Below are 16,027 nucleotides of genomic sequence, written 5' to 3'. Positions count from 1 at the left end.
GGCCCTCCTGGTGCCCCTACGCGGCCTTCACCAGGGGGAGCTCGTCCCAGTGCGTGGTGTAACGGGGCGAACGCATGTCCCGCTTCATGGTCCAGTCCAGGCCCGACTTGATGCCCGCATGCCCCAGCCCGATGGACCCCCGTCCAAACCGGCGGCTCACATCCTCAAGCAACGGCCCGATGCCGCGTTCCTCGTGCCGGTTCTCGAACAGTTCGAGCGGGGGCTGGTTTCCCGTGGGCCGCAGGTCGGTGAGCATCAGGCCTGCTTTGGCATATTTCAGTCCATCCCGGATATTGGGCAGCAGCGCGTGGGCGGCTTTGGTGAGCAGGAGTGGGTCCGCGGTGGGCATGGGCAAGGAGACGCAGACCGAAGGGTAGGCCTGTTCGTAATCCCTGAAGGGGGACGTGGCAGCGAAGGCCGTCAGCACTTTCGCCTGCAGTCCGTGCTTGGACAGCCTGGCGCTCGCCTGCTGCCCGTAGATGCTCAGAACCTCGCGCAGGCCGGCGGCGGTGGTCACGGGAGTGGCGAAGGAACGGGAAAATATCAGCTGGTCGCGGCCGACGCGCTCCTCCTCCATGGGAATGCACGGGGTGCCGCGCAGTTCCAGGACGGTGCGCATCAGCACCACCGAAAACTTGTCCCTGATCGCCACCGGATCCGCCCGGACCAGGTCCAGCACGGTGAAGATGCCCAACACGTTGAGCCGCTTCATCAGCCGCCCGGCAATGCCCCACACCTCGTCCACCGGCAACCGGCCCATGAGGGCCTCGCGAACGTCGGCCGGGACCGACTCCCAGAGGCAGACCCCGCCAAAAGCGGCGTTGTTCTTGGCCCACTTGTTGCAGAGCTTTGCCAGGGTCTTGGTGGGGGCGATGCCCACGCAGACCGGCACCCCCACGTGCCGCCGCACGGCCTCTTTCATCCTGCGGCCCAGGGCCAGCAGCTCGTCGGGTTTTCCCTTCACGCCCAGGAACGCTTCGTCGATGCTGTACACCTCCAGCCACGCCGAGTACCTGCCCAGCAGCTCCATCACCCGGGAGCTGATGTCCCCGTAGAGCTCATAGTTGCTGGACTTCGCCACCAGGCCCCACTCCTTGGCCCGCGGCGCGAGCTTGAACCAGGGCTCGCCGGTGGCGATGCCCAGGGCCTTCGCCTCGGGGGAGCGGGTCACCGCGCAGCCGTCATTGTTGGACAGCACCACCAGCGGGCGGCCCTCCAGGGAGGGGTCGAAGGCGCGCTCCGCGGAGGCGTAGAAGCAGTTGACATCCACGTGGGCGATCTGCGGCATCCGCCGCATGAGCACCGGCTTAGGCATGCTGCTCCTCAAACATGGAATACCTCAGACATGGTGCAGGCACCTGGTGGCGACACCCCAGATGGTCAGCTCGGACAGGGCGGGGACGTGGATATCCGGATATTTGGGGTTCTCCGCCTGCAGCACCACGCCGGTGCCGGTGATGCGGAGGCGCTTAACCGTCAGCTCCCCGTCCAGCACCGCAATCACCACGCACCCGTCCTTCGGCTCCAGTGCCCGGTTCACGATCAGTTCGTCACCGTCGCTGATGCCGGCGCCCTCCATGGAGTCCCCGGTGACCCGGACCACGAAGGTGCTGGTGATGTCCTTGATGAGGTGCGCGTTCAAGTCGATCCGCCCGTCAAAGTAGTCCTGCGCAGGAGACGGAAACCCTGCCGCCACCGCCACGGGGGAGATCAGCACCGAGAACAACGAGGCGCCCGCATCTATCACGCGGGGACCGATAATAACGCCCACAACACACCCTTATTCGAATATATGTTCGATAGTTTCAGTGTAGACCCGGAGGCTGACAACGGCACCACCCCGGCCGTCCCTGGACAGCCCGCGGACCCGAAGCGGCCGCCCCGGCGGCGACGGTGCGCAAACCCCCACGTAGACTGGCATCATGCGGCTGGTAGCAAGCGATATTGACGGAACGATCCTTGGGCACGACGGAAAAATCAGCCCCCGCACCATCCGCGCCTTCCACGCCTGCCGCGATGCCGGCGTCGAGCTCGTGTTTGTCACGGGCCGTCCGCCGCGCTGGCTGCACCCCCTCGAGGAGCAGCTGGGCCACACGGGACGGGTGATCTGCTCCAACGGTGCCGTGGTCTGGGACCTGGAGACGGACCGCCTGGTCTCCGCCCGCACCCTGGCGATCCACACCGTCCTGGAGGTCCGCGGCATCATCAAGGCGCTCCGCCCCGCGGCCCTGTTCGCAGCGGAAACGCTCACCGGATTCCATCTGGAACCGGGCTTCATCGAAAACGAATCCAGCGAGCTGCTGGCCGAATTCACCCCGGCCCCGCTGAAGGACACGCTCACCAGTGACGATTCGGTGGTCAAATTCCTTGCCATCGTCCGCGACGGCACACCCGATGATTTCCTCGCCGAGGTGGCACCCGCCGTCGAGCACCTGGCCGCGACGACCCACTCCTCGCCCGGCGTTGCCATGCTGGAACTCTCCCTGCCGGGGGTCAACAAGGCCGTTACCCTGGCCGAGTACGCTTCGGGGCTGGGCATTGACGCCGCGGATGTGGTGGCCTTCGGCGACATGCCCAATGACATCGAGATGCTCCGGTGGGCGGGTCACGGCTATGCCATGGCCAGCGGCCATCCGGAGGCCATCCGCGCGGCGGGGCAGCGGGCACCGCATTTTGACGACGACGGCGTGGCCCAGGTTTTGGAGGCGCGGCTCGCCTCCCTGGGCGTCCAGTTTTCCTGACCGCAGCAGCCCCCCGTATTCACAGCTGCCGCTCACCTGGCGTTTACCTTCGCCCCCTAGCGTGAACCATGGAAAGCAGGCACTACTTACGCCGGCTCATAGGGGGCAACCATGGCAAGGAACGTCAAACAGCACATGGCCGACGGGCCGCACCGGCCAGCAACCCCGGCTCCGCACTGGAAGCAGCTGCGCCAGGGCGACCGGGTCCGCGTCCTGCTTTCGCCCGGTTTTGAGGCAGGCGGCGTGGTGGACACCATCACCGCCGACCACACGGCAGTCTGGGTCCACCTGGACGGCGGCCGCGGCCGGACGCTCCTGCACTGCGGCGACGGGGTGGACATTGTGCCATGCGGGGAAACCGACTGCGCTGACTGACCCGCCGGCCCCAACCCCGCGCGGCTCGGGTACGCTCACATTGTGACCCTGCCCTTTTTCGAGCACAAGGACGACGCCGGGCGGCAGCTACCCATCGCCATGGCCCACCGCGGGTTCTCGGCTGAGGGGCTGGAAAACTCGATGGCCGCGTTCCGCTCCGGCGTCGAACTGGGCTTCCGGTACCTGGAAACGGACGTGCACACCACGGCCGACGGCGTGCTGCTGCTCTTCCACGATGAAGCCCTGGACCGCCTGACCGACGGCAGCGGCCGCGTGGCGGACCTGCCGGCCGCGGACGTCGCCAAGGCCAGGATTAACGGCCGCGAGCCCATCCCCACGTTCGATGAATTGGTGACCCAGCTGCCACACGCCCGGCTGAACCTGGACGTCAAGGACTGGGGCTCCGTCCACAGCACGGCCGCCGCCATCGAGCGGCACCAAGTGCACCAGCGGGTGCTGGTCACCAGTTTTTCGGACCGTCGACGGCGGGCGGTGCGGAAACTGCTCAGCCGGCCGGTTGCCTCCTCCGCCGGCGTGTCCTCCAATGCCCTTTTCACCCTGCTGGGCCCCGTGCTTCCACGCCCGGTGTTCCACCGGCTCATGCGCCGGGTGCTCAGGGACGTCCATGCGCTGCAGGTCCCCGTCCGCTATGGACGGATCCCTGTGGTCACCGCCGGGTTCATCCGCCGCGCCCACGCCCTTGGCCTGGCGGTGCACGTCTGGACCATCAACGATGCCACGGAAATGCACCGCCTCCTCGACCTGGGCGCGGACGGCATCGTCACGGACCGCGCGGACCTGCTTCGCGAAGTGCTCATGGAGCGCGGGGAGTGGCCGCAGGGCCACCCGCCTGCGCCGGGTTCCTAGCCTCCGGACGGCGCGGTGGCGTCGCCGGTAAGGCCGTCGCGGTCCCCCTGGCCAGGGTCAGTTTCGTCGGTGTCACCGTCCAGGGGACGGTTGGAGACCGGTGCCGGGGCAGCCCCTGTCTTGAGGCCGGGCGCCTTCTGCTTCTCCGCCTCCATGGCATTTGAACCTTCACTCAGGGACGAGTGGACTTCCACGTCGTCATTGGGGTTCGTGGGGTCGGGCACATCCATCTTCTCCGTCGGCTTGGATGTTCCGGCCAGGTCCTCCATGGCGTTTTCTGCTGCCTTGCCGATGCTGTCGCCGATTCCCATCTGACTGCTCCTTCCGACATTGCGTGCCGGCGCCCAGCGGCATACCGGCCCTACTCCTCCAGAATTATCAGCATGCTTACAATTAGTCCAGTGCTGGGGAATCGGACCGCAGCCGGAGAGGAAGGAAGACCAGCATGAGCACTTACCATCCGGAGAATGACCCCGCGAACCCCGACCGCCCGGGGAAGGAAGACGTTGGCGCCGCCCAGCCGCACCTGGCGGAGCAGCGCAGCAGGGAGGCGGCCGGTTCGCCAAACCCCGACCCGGCGGAGGGCAATGTCACCGGGCTGGAACCGGGCGGGGGAGTGCCCCCGGGAGAGACGCCGCCGGCAGAGGACCAGATGAGCCGGGACCAAGGCCACTCCGAATAGCAGTTAAATGGCAGGCGCGGCGCCTGGCGTCATGCCATGCGCCGCGCTGCTCGCCTTAGGTGTGAGCGTGGTGTGTGTCAGGAAGTCTCTTTGCCATGGCGGCCCCGCGACTCCCCTGGTCCCGCCAAATGGCGCTCCAGGCCGTCCACGTCCAGCCGCGTGTTCCAGTTAGCCCAGTCCTGGGGCCGCACTGACGGCCGCCCCAGCAGGTAACCCTGGCCGGCGCTGATGCCAAGTTCGGTGAGGACCTTGAGTTCGCCCACCGTTTCGATCCCCTCAGCCACCAGGATGGTGCCGATCTGGTCGGTGAAGTCCACCAGGCAGGCCGACAGTGCCCGCTGGAGGCCGTCCTTGTCGACGTCGCCAATCACGTTGCGTCCCACCTTGAGGAAGTCTGGACGCAGGTGGATCATGCGGCTGAGGGCGCCGGCCCCGGTGTGGGTGTCATCGACGGCAATCCGCAGGCCTTTTTCCCGCAGTGGATTGATCGCGGAAATGAACTGCAGATATTCCTCTTCCGGAATGTCCTCGGTCAATTCGAGCACTATGCGGTCGATGGGGAGTTCAATATGGTCGAACAGTTCCGGCAGCCGCGGGTCCATGCAGGAGGTGGGCGAAATATTGAGGGACACATAAAGGTTGTCCGGCAGGTCGCGGGCTGCCACCGCGGCGGATCCCAAAGCCGAGAACTCCAGGTTTGCGCCCAGGCCCACGGCCGCGGCCTCGGCGAACCACAGTTCCGCAGCGGCACCGTCATCGCTGACGAAGCGCGAGAGGGCTTCCGCGCCGACCACGGTTTTTCCTTCCAGGCCGTAAATGGGCTGGAATGCGGTCATCAGCATTTGGTTCTCGAGCAGGGCGCTGATCCGTGAGATGCTGCGGATGGCGTCCAGCTGCTCAGCGAACTGCGGCGGCAGGGTGGGCGCTGTGAGGCGCATGTCCCTGGCCGCTTCCAGTGTTTCCACGGTGTTGGCATCGCTGCGCCGGGTCTCCAGGAGATACTCCAGCAAAGCGCGTTCCGGCACGCCTGGATTCTCGTCGAGGCTCTTGCTCAGCCGTTGCCGGACAGCGGCTCCCGCAGGATCCGTATCCGCCAGCACGGCAGCGATAATTCCCCATGCCTGTACCCGAACCGACATTAGCAACGCCCCCAGTTGACGAAGTAATGACCCGATGGCCCAATAATGTTCAAATTTCCAAACGCCTTATAAAAGTACGGTGTTGCCAGACCTGAATTTCGCGGCGGCGAAAAACCAGACACCGCACGCTGATCGTATAACGGCGGCCACAAAAGCGCAGTAGTTTTGCGTTACTGGTTAGCGCTTTCCTGCTGGTCAGCCAGCAGTTGGGGTATCTGGTCCGGCGGAACCGGACGGCTGAAGTAGTAGCCCTGCGCGCTGCGGCAGCCAAGCCCGCGCAGGATTTCCGCCTGCTCAGCGGTTTCCACGCCTTCCCATACGGCTTCCAGCCCGCACGCCCGTACCAGCTGCAGCACGGCGGCCACCAGGGCAGGCTGGCTGGGATCGGTCTCCAGCCCGGTAATCAGCGTTCTGTCCACTTTGACCCGGTCCACGGGCAGCCGGCGGAGGTAGCTGATGGAGGAGTAGCCGGTGCCAAAATCGTCAATTTCGATGCCCACGCCCAGGCCGCGCAGCCCGCCCAGCGAGTACCGGTCCAGTTCATTGCCCTTGACGATGGCCACTTCGGTCAATTCGAGGACCACCTGGTCGGGCCTGACCCCGGTCTCCTGGAGCACGTTCCGCACGTCCTCGATGAACTGCAGGCTCTGCAGGTCCGTGGCGGAGATATTGACGCGCACGGAAAACGTACTGTCCAGCAGGCATGCGTCGATCCAGGCCCGGAGCTGCCTCACAGCCGTCCTGAGCACCCACAGGCCCAGTTCCGAGATCAGTCCCGCCTCCTCGGCGAGGGGAATGAACTCGTCCGGCATGATGAAGCCGCGGGTGGGGTGGTTCCAGCGGACCAGTGCCTCCACGCCCTCGATCCGTCCCGTGGCGAGCTCCACCACGGGCTGGTAGTAAAGCGTCAGCGCGTCATCCTTGATGGCGGCCCGCAGGTCGTCCACCAGCTGGCTGCGGAGCCGCCGCATCAGCAGCAGGGCCGGCTCGAACCGGTGCAGCCTGTTCTGCCCTTCGGCCTTGGAGGCATACATGGCGACGTCGGCCTCCATCAGCATGTCCTCCGGGCTGTGGCCTTCACTGCCCACGCTGAGCCCGATGCTGGCACCGCAACGCACGCTGCGGCCGGGCAGTTCGATGGGTTCGGTGAGCGCGGCCAGGATGCGGTGCGCCACGATGGCGGCCTGGTCTGCCGACGCCGACGGCATGACGATCGCGAACTCGTCACCACCCAGCCTGGCGACGACGTCCGCCGCGCGGACCGCGGTCCGGAGCCTTTCGCCCACAGTCACCAGGACCTGGTCGCCGGCCGTGTGTCCCAGGCTGTCATTGATGGATTTGAACGCGTCCAGGTCCATCAGCAAGATGGCGGGGCCTTCATCCGCCGGCTCGCCGCCGGCCGCGGTGCGGGCTTCCAGGGCGGTGCGCAGTGCTTCGATCAGTGCGGACCGGTTGGCCAGGCCGGTCAGCGGGTCCTGCATTGCCATCTTCTGCATTTCAAGGTGCGCCTCGTGCAGCAGCTGGGTCCGGACCTGCACCCGCTGCTCGAGCTCCTCGTAGATGATCTGCAGGTCCTCGGCCAGGAGATTGGTGCCCATGATGATCGCGTCCAGTTCATCCCGGGCGGGTGAGACCTCGATCCGGGAGCTGAGGTCCCCGGAAGCCAGCCGGACAATGCCTTCCAGCAGCTGCGAAAGCCGGGGATCGTCGTCGGCAAACATGGCAGGTCCTCCTTCGGCGCCTAGTTGGCCTGGACGTTGTCGGTGCCGAGGGGAAGGCTGACGGTGACAGTGGTCCCGGAGCCCAGGGTGGAGGCGACGTCGATCCGGCCGCCGTGGCGGTCCACGATGTCCTTGGAGATGGCAAGGCCCAGGCCTGTTCCCGGGATGGCGCCGTTCATCGCGTTGGAGGCGCGGTAGAACCTGGTGAATACGTGGTTGATTTCATCGCTCGAGATGCCGATGCCGGTGTCGGCGATGCGCACGGTGGCCCATTTGGAGCCGTCCGCGGCGGCATGGGACTCGCTGCCCACCTCGATCCGTCCACCGCTGGGCGTGAACTTGATGGCATTGGACACCAGGTTGGTGAAGACCTGTTGCAGCTGCACTTCGTCCGCGAGTATCTCCGGATCCTCCGGAACGGGGTCCACGTCGATGGTGACGTTCTGCAGCGTGGCCAGCGGACGGAGCGCCGCGGCCACCAGATCCAGGGTCTGACCCAGCCGCACGGGTGCCAGCTGCATCGCGGCGTTGTCCAGCCCGCCGCGGGAGACGCTGAGCATGTCCTCGATGAGCGTGCGGAGGCGTTCGGTGTTGCGGACCACGATGTCCAGCATCTGGTGGACCTCCCGGGACACCGGATGCTCGGTGCTTTCCTGGATCATGTCCAGGTACGCCATGATCGAGGTCAGCGGCGTCCGCAGCTCGTGGTTCACCGTTGCCAGGAAGTCAGTCTTGGCCTTGTCGAGTTCCCTCAGCTGCTTGACCACCTGCTGCTGGCTGCTGATCAGGTGGCTTTGGATGAGGCCGTAGGCGGCGTTGCCGGCCACGTGCTGGATCAGCCCCAGTTCAGCGCTGGACCAGGTCCGGGGCCGGTCCATCATGGCGATCCAGATGATGCCCAGGGAGGAATTTCCTTCGCCGATGGGCACCGCCAGGGTTGAGGCGGCTCCAGCGATGGCGGGACCGGGGCCGGGCCTCGCCTCGCTGCGGGCGGCCGGTTCGTTTCCGTCGGCGGAGAGCGTCTCGGTCCCGGCCCAGAGCATGTCCGCCGTGGCACGGGCCTCTTCCTCGCGTGGAAGGGCGTCAGCGGGCAGCTCCGCGAGGCCCCGCCTGTGCCACCTGGCCGTGATGACGGGGACGCGGTGATCCTCGAAGGTTGCCAGGACAACGTGGTCGGCCCTGAAGGTGCGGCCGAATCCCGCGACGACGTGGTTTGCGATTTCCTGGGGGTCGTTGGTGGCGCGCACCGCTGCAGAGACTTCACGCAACTGCTCCCGGAGCGCTTCGGCTTCCTGCCTGGAGGCGCGGCGGCGGGATACCTGGTCGATGAGGACGGACGCGCGGTGCACCAGCTCCTGGGGTGCAGGCGGCTTGGTGATGCAGTCGTGGACACCTGGCGGGTTGGCAGCTGCGATCTCCGCGGGGCTGTCCAGGTCCACCATCACCAGGACCGGGGCGGCGGACGTGGTGGTGGACAGGACGCCGGAGAGGAAGGCATCGGCGACGACGACTGACGGTTCACCGCCGTCCAGCACCGCGGCGAGGCTGCCGGCGTCGGTGGCTTCGAGGACGGTGTATCCGGCGTCGCGCAGCGCCTGGGCGTTACGGGCCCTCCGGCCTGCGTCGGGATCGGCCACGACGGCCGTGCGGGGCAGGCGCGCGTCACTCGGGACAGCCGTCACAGTGCTCCCTTCCCTCCCAGTTGACTACATTCTAGGGGGATGCGGGCGAAGCGGGTCCACGGCGTGCGCACCCTTACCCCCGCTTTCCGCGCTGCCAGGGAGTTGTGGCACGCCGTAATGTTGCCGAAGGTCCGCCACCGGGACGGGCAGGACCATATATTTGAGCCGTGTCTCCAACAAAGTCGCCACGGTCCACCTGGCAGAAGTACCTGATGATCCCCAAGCTCATCAGGCTCTCACGCAGCGCCCCCAAGGACCGGCATAAGGCGTGGGACCGGTACTGGGCCGGCATTACTTCCACCGGTCCGGGCGGCGAGGTCCTCTGGGACTCGGGGAGCAACCATGAGTTCCAGGGCTACCAGGACAGCCTCCTTCGTAACCTGGACCCTGCGCTTCCCGTTGTGGACACCGGCTGTGGGCACGGCAGCTTCACCCGCGCGCTCGCCGGGATCTTTCCACGGGTCATCGGCGTGGACGTCTCACCCCATGCTGTTGCCCGGGCGCGGGCGGAGTCCGCAGGAATCGGAAACGCCGCCTTTGAAGCCAGGGACATGACGGCGGAGGGTGCTGCCGGGCAACTGGCGGAGTCCTTCCAGTTGGGCCCTGACGGCGCCAACGTCTTTATCCGCGGCGTGCTGCATGTCCTCGATCCGGCCCACCAAACGGCGATGGTCGACAACCTGCGGATCCTGGTGGGCGGCCGCGGGACGGTCTTCATGGCGGAAACCAACTTCCAGGGAAACCCGCTGGAGTACGTCACCCATCTTGGGGCAAGCACGCATGGCATTCCGGCGCCGTTGGAGCTGGCCATCCGCGGGCTTCCCATGCCGGGGCACTTCGGGCCGGAAGAGCGCGAACGTGCGTTCCCGGCGTCGGACTGGGAACTCCTTGAGGATGGCCATGTGGCCATCGAAACCAACCCGGTAACCGGCGTGCCGGGCCAGGACAGGGTGCCCGGGTATTACGCGGTGGTCCGCCCCCGCCGGTAGCCCTGGCAACGGGGTGTTCGAACTGTTCCGCAGACTTCACGCATATCCCCGCAGTCCGGCCGCAGGCTGCCTTCCATCCCCTTGACAGGGGCGGGATCCGGAGGCTCCATGGTAAGTAGACTTACTAGTTAGCTGGGGATGGAGGGAAGACTGCCATGGCAGGAGATAAAGGCAACCGGATCCGCGATGCGGATGCTGCGGACCGCGAAGACGCCTAAGCCGCACCCGCGCCACCCCGTTCGGCCGCCACCGGATCACCCTCCGGCGCCGCCACCCCGACCGCCGGCGCAAGACCTACAGGAACCATCATGAGCAACTTCATTCCATCCGGCGCCCTGCGCCGGATGCTCCTTCCGCCCACCTATGGGCGGCACGTCACCTCCGCCACGGAGTTCACCATCCTCTCAGTGGAGGTTTGGGCATCCGGCCTGGTGGTCAACATCCACCTTCCCTCGGATGACGCGGCTGAACCGCACCTCATCGTGGAGGACCACTTCGGCACGGAATACACCCTGCAGGAATCGGCCACCGTCGGTTCCCGCAACCTGCAGGTGTTTACCCCGTCGGTGCCGCCCGGCACCAGGAGCCTGACCATCAGGTCGGCGGACGACGGCGGTGCCCGGCCCGTGGTGACCTTCGCGGTTCCGTTGATGGCCGTGCCCGAACCACGGCCGGAGCCCCGGGAAGCCGGCGGCAGCCCGGCCACCGCCGCCGACGAGTCCTACCAGCCCGATCTCCGCCGCCCCGCCTGAACAGAGCCGGCCTGCCCGAACCAGAGCCGCCCTGCCCGAACCAGAGCCGCCCTGACAAGACCCGCCAGACCTGACGAAAGGCCCCGCCATGCCGGATACCAGCAACTTCACGCCCACCACCGCCATCGTCACCGCTTCAGACTCAGGAATCGGCAAGGCCACCGCCGTGGCGCTCGCCCGCGCCGGCATGGACGTGGGTGTCACCTGGCATTCGGATAAGGCAGGCGCCGAGGGTACCGCCGAAGAAATCCGCGGCCTGGGGCGCAAGGCCGTGGTCCGGCAGCTGGATACCACCGAGCTCCACGCCGCTGCCGGCGTGATCGATGAACTCGCCGGGGAGCTGGGCGGCCTGGATGTCTTCGTGAACAATGCCGGGACGGGTGCGAGCACAAAGTTCCTGGACATGGGGATCGATGACTGGATGAGGATCCTGGACACGAACCTCAACGGCGCGTTCGTCTGCCTGCAGGCGGCAGCAAGGCGCATGGTCAAGGCCGGGAAGGGCGGCCGGCTGGTGGCGGTGTCCAGCGTGCACGAGTTCCAGCCGCGCGTCGGATCGTCTGCCTATGATGCGTCCAAGCACGGCCTGGGCGGCCTGATGAAGACGCTCGCCCTGGAGCTGGGCCAGTACGGCATCACCGCCAACACGGTGGCGCCGGGGGAGATTGCCACGCCAATGACGGGGCAGGAGGACCAGGACCCGACGACGACGAAGCGCCCCGGGGTGCCGCTGGGCCGGCCCGGGCATGCCCGGGAGATCGCCGACGTCATCGCCTTCCTCGCCTCGCCTGCCTCCAGCTACGTGACCGGTGCGGCGTGGGTGGTCGACGGCGGGATGCTCCAGATGGGTCCGCAGGCGGGATCGCACATCACCAGCAACGACTGGCGCGAAGCGTAGGCCCCTTGTGCCTGTCGCTGGCTGTTCTCCTGACCGTGGGGCAGTCACAGAGTCCATATCTCGGATCTGGCAAGCGCTTTCCGGCGGCTTGCTGGCATGATGGAGCGCATGCGCATTCTTATCGCTCCGGACAAGTTCAAGGGGTCCCTGACGGCGGCCGAGGCTGCCGCTGCCATCGCGGAAGGCGCCTTGCGGGTGTACCCGGACGCCGTCGTCACGCAGTTCCCCATTGCCGACGGTGGCGAGGGCACCCTTGAGGCGGCCGTGGCCGCAGGCTACGAAGAGCGGCTGAACGCCGTGGTGGGGCCCATCCTTGCCCCGCTGGGCGCTGCCTGGGCCATCCACAAGGCCGGGGACGGCAAGGTTACGGCAGTGATCGAAACGGCCCAGGCCTCCGGTTTGGCGGACATGGAACCAACGGCCGCCAACGCCCTGCGTGCCCACAGCTATGGCTGCGGCCAGCTCATTGCTGCCGCACTGGATGCGGGCGCCACCGAGATCGTCCTGGGCCTGGGCGGCTCGGCCATGACCGACGGCGGCAGCGGCGCCCTGCGCGCCCTCGGCCTGAAGCCCCTGGACGGCGCGGGGAACGTGGTGCCCCTGGGCGGCGGTTCCCTGGCGGACATCGTCGCCCTGGACACCACCGGGCTGGACCCGCGGCTGTCTGCAACCACGTTCCGCATCGCCGTCGACGTCCGCAACCCGCTGTACGGGCCATCCGGTGCCGCGCACGTTTTCGGCCCCCAAAAGGGCGCGGACCAGGACAGCGTGGAAATGCTCGACGCCGGGCTGCGCAACTGGGCGTCAGTGCTGCGGGAAGCAACGGGCCGGGACGTGAACGTCCCAGGCGCCGGCGCCGCCGGCGGCTTCCCGGCGTCGTTCCTTGCCTTCACCGACGCCACGCTGGAAGGCGGCTTCGCACTGGTGGCCGGACTGACCGGCCTGGCCGCGCAGCTGGACCAGGCAGACCTGGTGATCACCGGTGAGGGATCCATGGATTCCCAGTCACTCACCGGCAAGGCGCCGATCGCGCTCGCGGACGCAGCCCGGGAACGTGGAATTCCCGTCATCGTGGTGGCCGGCAGGATCCTGGTGACCCTTGAGGACCTTGCCGGGCACGGCGTGGTTTCCGCGGCGCAGCTGCTGGACGTCGCATCCAGCCCACAGGACGCTGTGGCGAACGCCGGCAAGTACCTGGCCTGGGCAACAAGCCAGGTACTCGAAGGGGCCTAGCCCACGGCCACTTGGGTGGGGCTGGTTGGATTGCCGGCTGGATTGGGCCGGGTGTTGGATCGGCCAGGTGGGCCGGGCCTTCAGGTCCCGGTCTCGTAGTGGGGTTCGGCAACGGGCTTCGATTCCGGGGACCCCTTCTCCCGGAGGTAGACCGACGCGCCCACCAGGACCGCGACGGCCAGGAACTCGCTTTGCCAGTTTTGGAAGGACTCAAACCAGAAGCGGCTGGTGCCCAGGTACTGCAGGTACGTGATGGCGGGCTGGCCATGGCTTTGCTGGTCCTGGTTGTACTCGTCCACACCGCCGGCGGCGTGCAGGAAGAACGAGCCAAGGAACAGGGAGAACAGCAGGATCGACAGTGAATGCTCGTACACCTTGAGCACCACTCCGCCCCGCCGCACCGGCCAGGGCGTGGCCTTCCGCAGGGCCGCCTGGCGGGGATCTTCATCCTGCGGCGCCTCCTTGCCCATTGGCTTGGATTCGGATGAGCCTTTCTGGAACAGGAACACGGTGAGGACCACGTACATGGCCATCTGCAGGAACTCCGATTCCCAGTTCTCGAAGGTGGCCTCGACGAAGGCGCCCGTGCCCAGGAACTCCAGGACCGAGACGGCGGGCTCCCCGTGGGCCTGCTGGTCTTCACTGTAGGAAGCGGCTCCGGAGAGGATCATGCCCACGAAGAACGCCAGGAAGCAGCCCAGGTTGGCCAGCAGCAGGCCATGTTCCCTTGCCCATTTGCGCATGTCTTACTCCTTGTCCGATGGTGGCGGGAGGATCCTGCCTGTAGCCCGCTTGTTCAGGCGGAGCGGAACGAAAACCAGCATGACCACCATGACGCCCAGCAGTGCACCCCCGGCCGTGACGCCGGCAGACCGCCCGGCGGCAACATCGAACACCAGGGCGGCTGTTCCGGCGCTCAGCAGGGCGATGCCGCCCAGTGCGATCTTGGTGATGCTGTCGGCGCTGGAGACCAGTGTTTCCTTGAGCCGCTTGCGGAAAAGCCGGCGGTGCACACTGACCGGGAGGAGGATGAAGGCCGTGGTGAGCGCGGCGATGACGACGTTGACGAGATACAGGCCAACCTCCCAGCCGTCCAGCTTTTCGAACCGCTGCTGGAACGGCAGCGTCAGCAGGAAGCCGGCCAGGATCTGCACCCCGGTCTGAAGTACGCGGAGCTCCTGCAGGAGTTCCGCCCAGTTGCGGTCAAGCTGCTCCTCGCGGGTTTCATTGCGTCCCGTCCGGCCCGTGTAGTCCTCAACCTCAGACATCGGCCCTCCTTCCTCTCCGGCCGCGGCCCAGGCTTTCTTTCTACTCCTCCCGTACCCAGAAACAAGGCAGGCCGTTGCGCGTGCTCCTACATTTGATAAGTTTACTGATTATTAGTCTTGGGCGGTGGACTTGGTCCTCCGCCCGGGATAGCTTCGAAGGGCCGGAGCACGGCGGGCCCTTCGCACCGACACAGGTCAACCGACACAGGCAGGCGGACTATGAGCGAGACCGACAAGCAAACAGACCAGCCGAAGGATCCGCGCGGCGGCTACCACTCGGACCCGTTTCCCGAGCAGGAACAGAAGCAGCCCGGGCTGACCGGCCCCATGGACCCCAAACCCGACCACGGGGAGCGCAGCTACGAGGGGCACGGCAAGCTCGACGGCAAGGCAGCCCTCATCACGGGCGGGGACTCAGGCATCGGCAAGGCTGCCGCCATCGCCTTCGCCCGGGAAGGGGCCGACGTCGCGATCTCGTACCTGCCTGAGGAGGAAGACGACGCGCAGGACACGGCGGAATGGATCCGGAAAACCGGCCGCCGCGCGCTCCTGCTTCCCGGTGACGGACGTGAGGAGGAGTTCAGCACCCGCATCGTGGAGGAGACGGTCTCCGGATTCGGCCGCCTCGACATCCTGGTCCTGAACGCCGCGTACCAGAAGAACCGCGAGAGCCTCGAGACGCTCCCCACCGAGGAGTTCGACAGGGTCTTCCGCACCAACCTCTACTCGCTGCTGTGGTCCGCGCGGGCGGCCGTGCCGCACCTGAAGGCGGGTGCCTCGATCATCACCACGGCCTCCATCCAGGCCTTCAACCCGTCACCCGGGCTCATCGACTACGCCATGACCAAAGCGGCGCAGGTGGCGTTCACCAAGGCCCTGGCCCAGGAACTGGGTCCCAAGGGGATCCGCGTCAATGCCGTGGCCCCGGGCCCCATCTGGACACCGCTGATCCCGGCCACCGAATGGCCGGACAAGCTCCCCTCCTTCGGGCAGGACACGCCGCTGGGGCGCGCGGGGCAGCCGGCCGAGCTTGCCGCGGCGTACGTGCTGCTCGCATCCGAGGACGGGTCCTACATTTCCGGTGCAGTCCTCCCGGTCACGGGCGGCAAGGGGCTTTAATGGGGGTCCCACCCGCTGGGGCATCCAGGCCGGCATCACCAGACCAGCAATATCGGCAACGAACAACAGGAGGAAGCATGACGCAGGAAAACCAGCAGGCTGAACCCGAGACGGCTCCGGGCGGCTACGGTACCCCCACGGCCGAGCAGGAGGCGGCAGGCACGCAGGGTGGCCAGCAGTCCGGCGGCGGCGCGTCCACGGCCGGCGCGGACACGAACGAACCGCAGTCGGGCACGGGCCAGGCTCCCGTCCCGCACGACATGGATCTTCCGTCCAGCGCGGCCGAGATCGACGAGTCCAATGACGATTCCCAGGGGTCGGCGCCGGTGTCCTCGGAGTCGGGCCAGGAAGCGACGGGCCTTCCCGACGGCAGCGGAAACGACCTTCCGAAGGAAGAGTCGCCCAATGACGACGACGAGAGCTTCGACGCCGGATAAAGCCTCCTGATCCAAAGGGCCCCCGTTTCCGCTGCCCCAGGGCAGTGGAAACGGGGGCCTTTGCGGTTCCGCCAAGGCGAATACATCCCGTCCCCCGGGGTACGGAACACGCGGAACCCCATCC

Annotated in this window: 18 protein-coding genes; 10 read left to right on the top strand and 8 right to left on the bottom strand. The window is 66.9% G+C overall.

Going from position 1 to position 16,027, the window contains the following annotated elements; all coding sequences use genetic code 11:
- Positions 1–16: 16 nt before the first annotated feature.
- Both ACV095_RS20015 and ACV095_RS20010 read right to left on the bottom strand, forming a co-directional pair.
- Positions 17–1,315 (bottom strand): Y-family DNA polymerase, encoded by a 1,299-nt coding sequence (locus ACV095_RS20015; RefSeq protein WP_186447809.1) that lies wholly within the window; start codon positions 1,313–1,315, stop codon positions 17–19.
- 24 nt (positions 1,316–1,339) lie between these two features.
- A complete protein-coding gene (locus ACV095_RS20010) occupies positions 1,340–1,771 on the bottom strand; it encodes a LexA family protein (protein WP_018770326.1) in 432 nt (143 codons plus the stop codon).
- Between the two features lie 151 nt (positions 1,772–1,922).
- On the opposite strand from ACV095_RS20010, the gene ACV095_RS20005 reads away from it, so the two are divergent.
- The 3 genes from ACV095_RS20005 to ACV095_RS19995 all read left to right on the top strand — a co-directional run bounded on the left by ACV095_RS20005 (position 1,923) and on the right by ACV095_RS19995 (position 3,983).
- A complete protein-coding gene (locus tag ACV095_RS20005; RefSeq protein WP_268002396.1) occupies positions 1,923–2,741 on the top strand; it encodes an HAD family hydrolase in 819 nt (272 codons plus the stop codon).
- A gap of 111 nt (positions 2,742–2,852) precedes the next feature.
- Positions 2,853–3,116, top strand: coding sequence for a hypothetical protein (locus ACV095_RS20000; protein ID WP_018770324.1), 264 nt, complete (start codon positions 2,853–2,855; stop codon positions 3,114–3,116).
- 42 nt (positions 3,117–3,158) lie between these two features.
- Positions 3,159–3,983, top strand: a complete 825-nt coding sequence (locus ACV095_RS19995) for a glycerophosphodiester phosphodiesterase family protein (RefSeq protein ID WP_478222563.1) — start codon at positions 3,159–3,161, stop codon at positions 3,981–3,983.
- On the opposite strand, the gene ACV095_RS19990 is transcribed toward ACV095_RS19995, so the two are convergent.
- The gene (locus ACV095_RS19990) at positions 3,980–4,294 is read right to left on the bottom strand and encodes a hypothetical protein (RefSeq protein WP_478222562.1); all 315 of its coding nucleotides are present in this window, start codon (positions 4,292–4,294) and stop codon (positions 3,980–3,982) included. The genes ACV095_RS19995 and ACV095_RS19990 overlap by 4 nt on opposite strands.
- Positions 4,295–4,428: 134 nt before the next feature.
- Here ACV095_RS19990 and ACV095_RS19985 point away from each other — a divergent pair, with 134 nt between their 5' ends.
- Positions 4,429–4,665 (top strand): DUF6480 family protein, encoded by a 237-nt coding sequence (locus ACV095_RS19985; protein ID WP_018770321.1) that lies wholly within the window; start codon positions 4,429–4,431, stop codon positions 4,663–4,665.
- A gap of 77 nt (positions 4,666–4,742) precedes the next feature.
- Here the strand turns inward: ACV095_RS19985 and ACV095_RS19980 are convergent, their stop codons facing one another.
- From ACV095_RS19980 to ACV095_RS19970, 3 genes are all read right to left on the bottom strand, one after another.
- Positions 4,743–5,804: an EAL domain-containing protein gene (locus ACV095_RS19980; protein ID WP_478222561.1), complete on the bottom strand. Its 1,062-nt coding sequence runs from the start codon at positions 5,802–5,804 to the stop codon at positions 4,743–4,745.
- Between the two features lie 170 nt (positions 5,805–5,974).
- Positions 5,975–7,525 (bottom strand): putative bifunctional diguanylate cyclase/phosphodiesterase, encoded by a 1,551-nt coding sequence (locus ACV095_RS19975; protein ID WP_056388484.1) that lies wholly within the window; start codon positions 7,523–7,525, stop codon positions 5,975–5,977.
- A gap of 20 nt (positions 7,526–7,545) precedes the next feature.
- On the bottom strand, positions 7,546–9,207 hold the full coding sequence (locus ACV095_RS19970) for an ATP-binding protein (RefSeq protein WP_478222560.1): 1,662 nt from the start codon (positions 9,205–9,207) through the stop codon (positions 7,546–7,548).
- 212 nt (positions 9,208–9,419) lie between these two features.
- On the opposite strand from ACV095_RS19970, the gene ACV095_RS19965 reads away from it, so the two are divergent.
- From ACV095_RS19965 to ACV095_RS19950, 4 genes are all read left to right on the top strand, one after another.
- On the top strand, positions 9,420–10,196 hold the full coding sequence (locus ACV095_RS19965; RefSeq protein WP_134164939.1) for a class I SAM-dependent methyltransferase: 777 nt from the start codon (positions 9,420–9,422) through the stop codon (positions 10,194–10,196).
- Between the two features lie 308 nt (positions 10,197–10,504).
- Positions 10,505–10,948 (top strand): hypothetical protein, encoded by a 444-nt coding sequence (locus ACV095_RS19960; protein ID WP_134164778.1) that lies wholly within the window; start codon positions 10,505–10,507, stop codon positions 10,946–10,948.
- Positions 10,949–11,036: 88 nt separating this feature from the next.
- Positions 11,037–11,846 (top strand): SDR family oxidoreductase, encoded by an 810-nt coding sequence (locus ACV095_RS19955; RefSeq protein WP_018770315.1) that lies wholly within the window; start codon positions 11,037–11,039, stop codon positions 11,844–11,846.
- Between the two features lie 108 nt (positions 11,847–11,954).
- Complete coding sequence (locus ACV095_RS19950; RefSeq protein ID WP_134164777.1) at positions 11,955–13,079, top strand: glycerate kinase family protein; 1,125 nt, start codon at positions 11,955–11,957, stop codon at positions 13,077–13,079.
- Positions 13,080–13,159: 80 nt separating this feature from the next.
- Here ACV095_RS19950 and ACV095_RS19945 read toward each other — a convergent pair whose 3' ends face one another.
- Together ACV095_RS19945 and ACV095_RS19940 are read right to left on the bottom strand one after the other, a co-directional pair.
- Entirely contained in the window at positions 13,160–13,822 is a 663-nt protein-coding gene (locus tag ACV095_RS19945; RefSeq protein WP_134165340.1) for a DUF6766 family protein, read from the bottom strand.
- A 3-nt stretch (positions 13,823–13,825) separates the two neighbouring features.
- Complete coding sequence (locus tag ACV095_RS19940; RefSeq protein WP_056388476.1) at positions 13,826–14,347, bottom strand: DUF6328 family protein; 522 nt, start codon at positions 14,345–14,347, stop codon at positions 13,826–13,828.
- 219 nt (positions 14,348–14,566) lie between these two features.
- On the opposite strand from ACV095_RS19940, the gene ACV095_RS19935 reads away from it, so the two are divergent.
- Together ACV095_RS19935 and ACV095_RS19930 are read left to right on the top strand one after the other, a co-directional pair.
- Entirely contained in the window at positions 14,567–15,466 is a 900-nt protein-coding gene (locus ACV095_RS19935; protein ID WP_056388474.1) for an SDR family oxidoreductase, read from the top strand.
- Positions 15,467–15,543: 77 nt separating this feature from the next.
- Entirely contained in the window at positions 15,544–15,903 is a 360-nt protein-coding gene (locus ACV095_RS19930; RefSeq protein WP_478222559.1) for a hypothetical protein, read from the top strand.
- Positions 15,904–16,027 lie beyond the last annotated feature (124 nt).

The sequence above is a fragment of the Arthrobacter sp. JDC6 genome (assembly GCF_056484025.1).
Note: the sequence above shows the minus strand (reverse complement) of the source record. Positions and strands in the feature narration are given on the sequence as shown.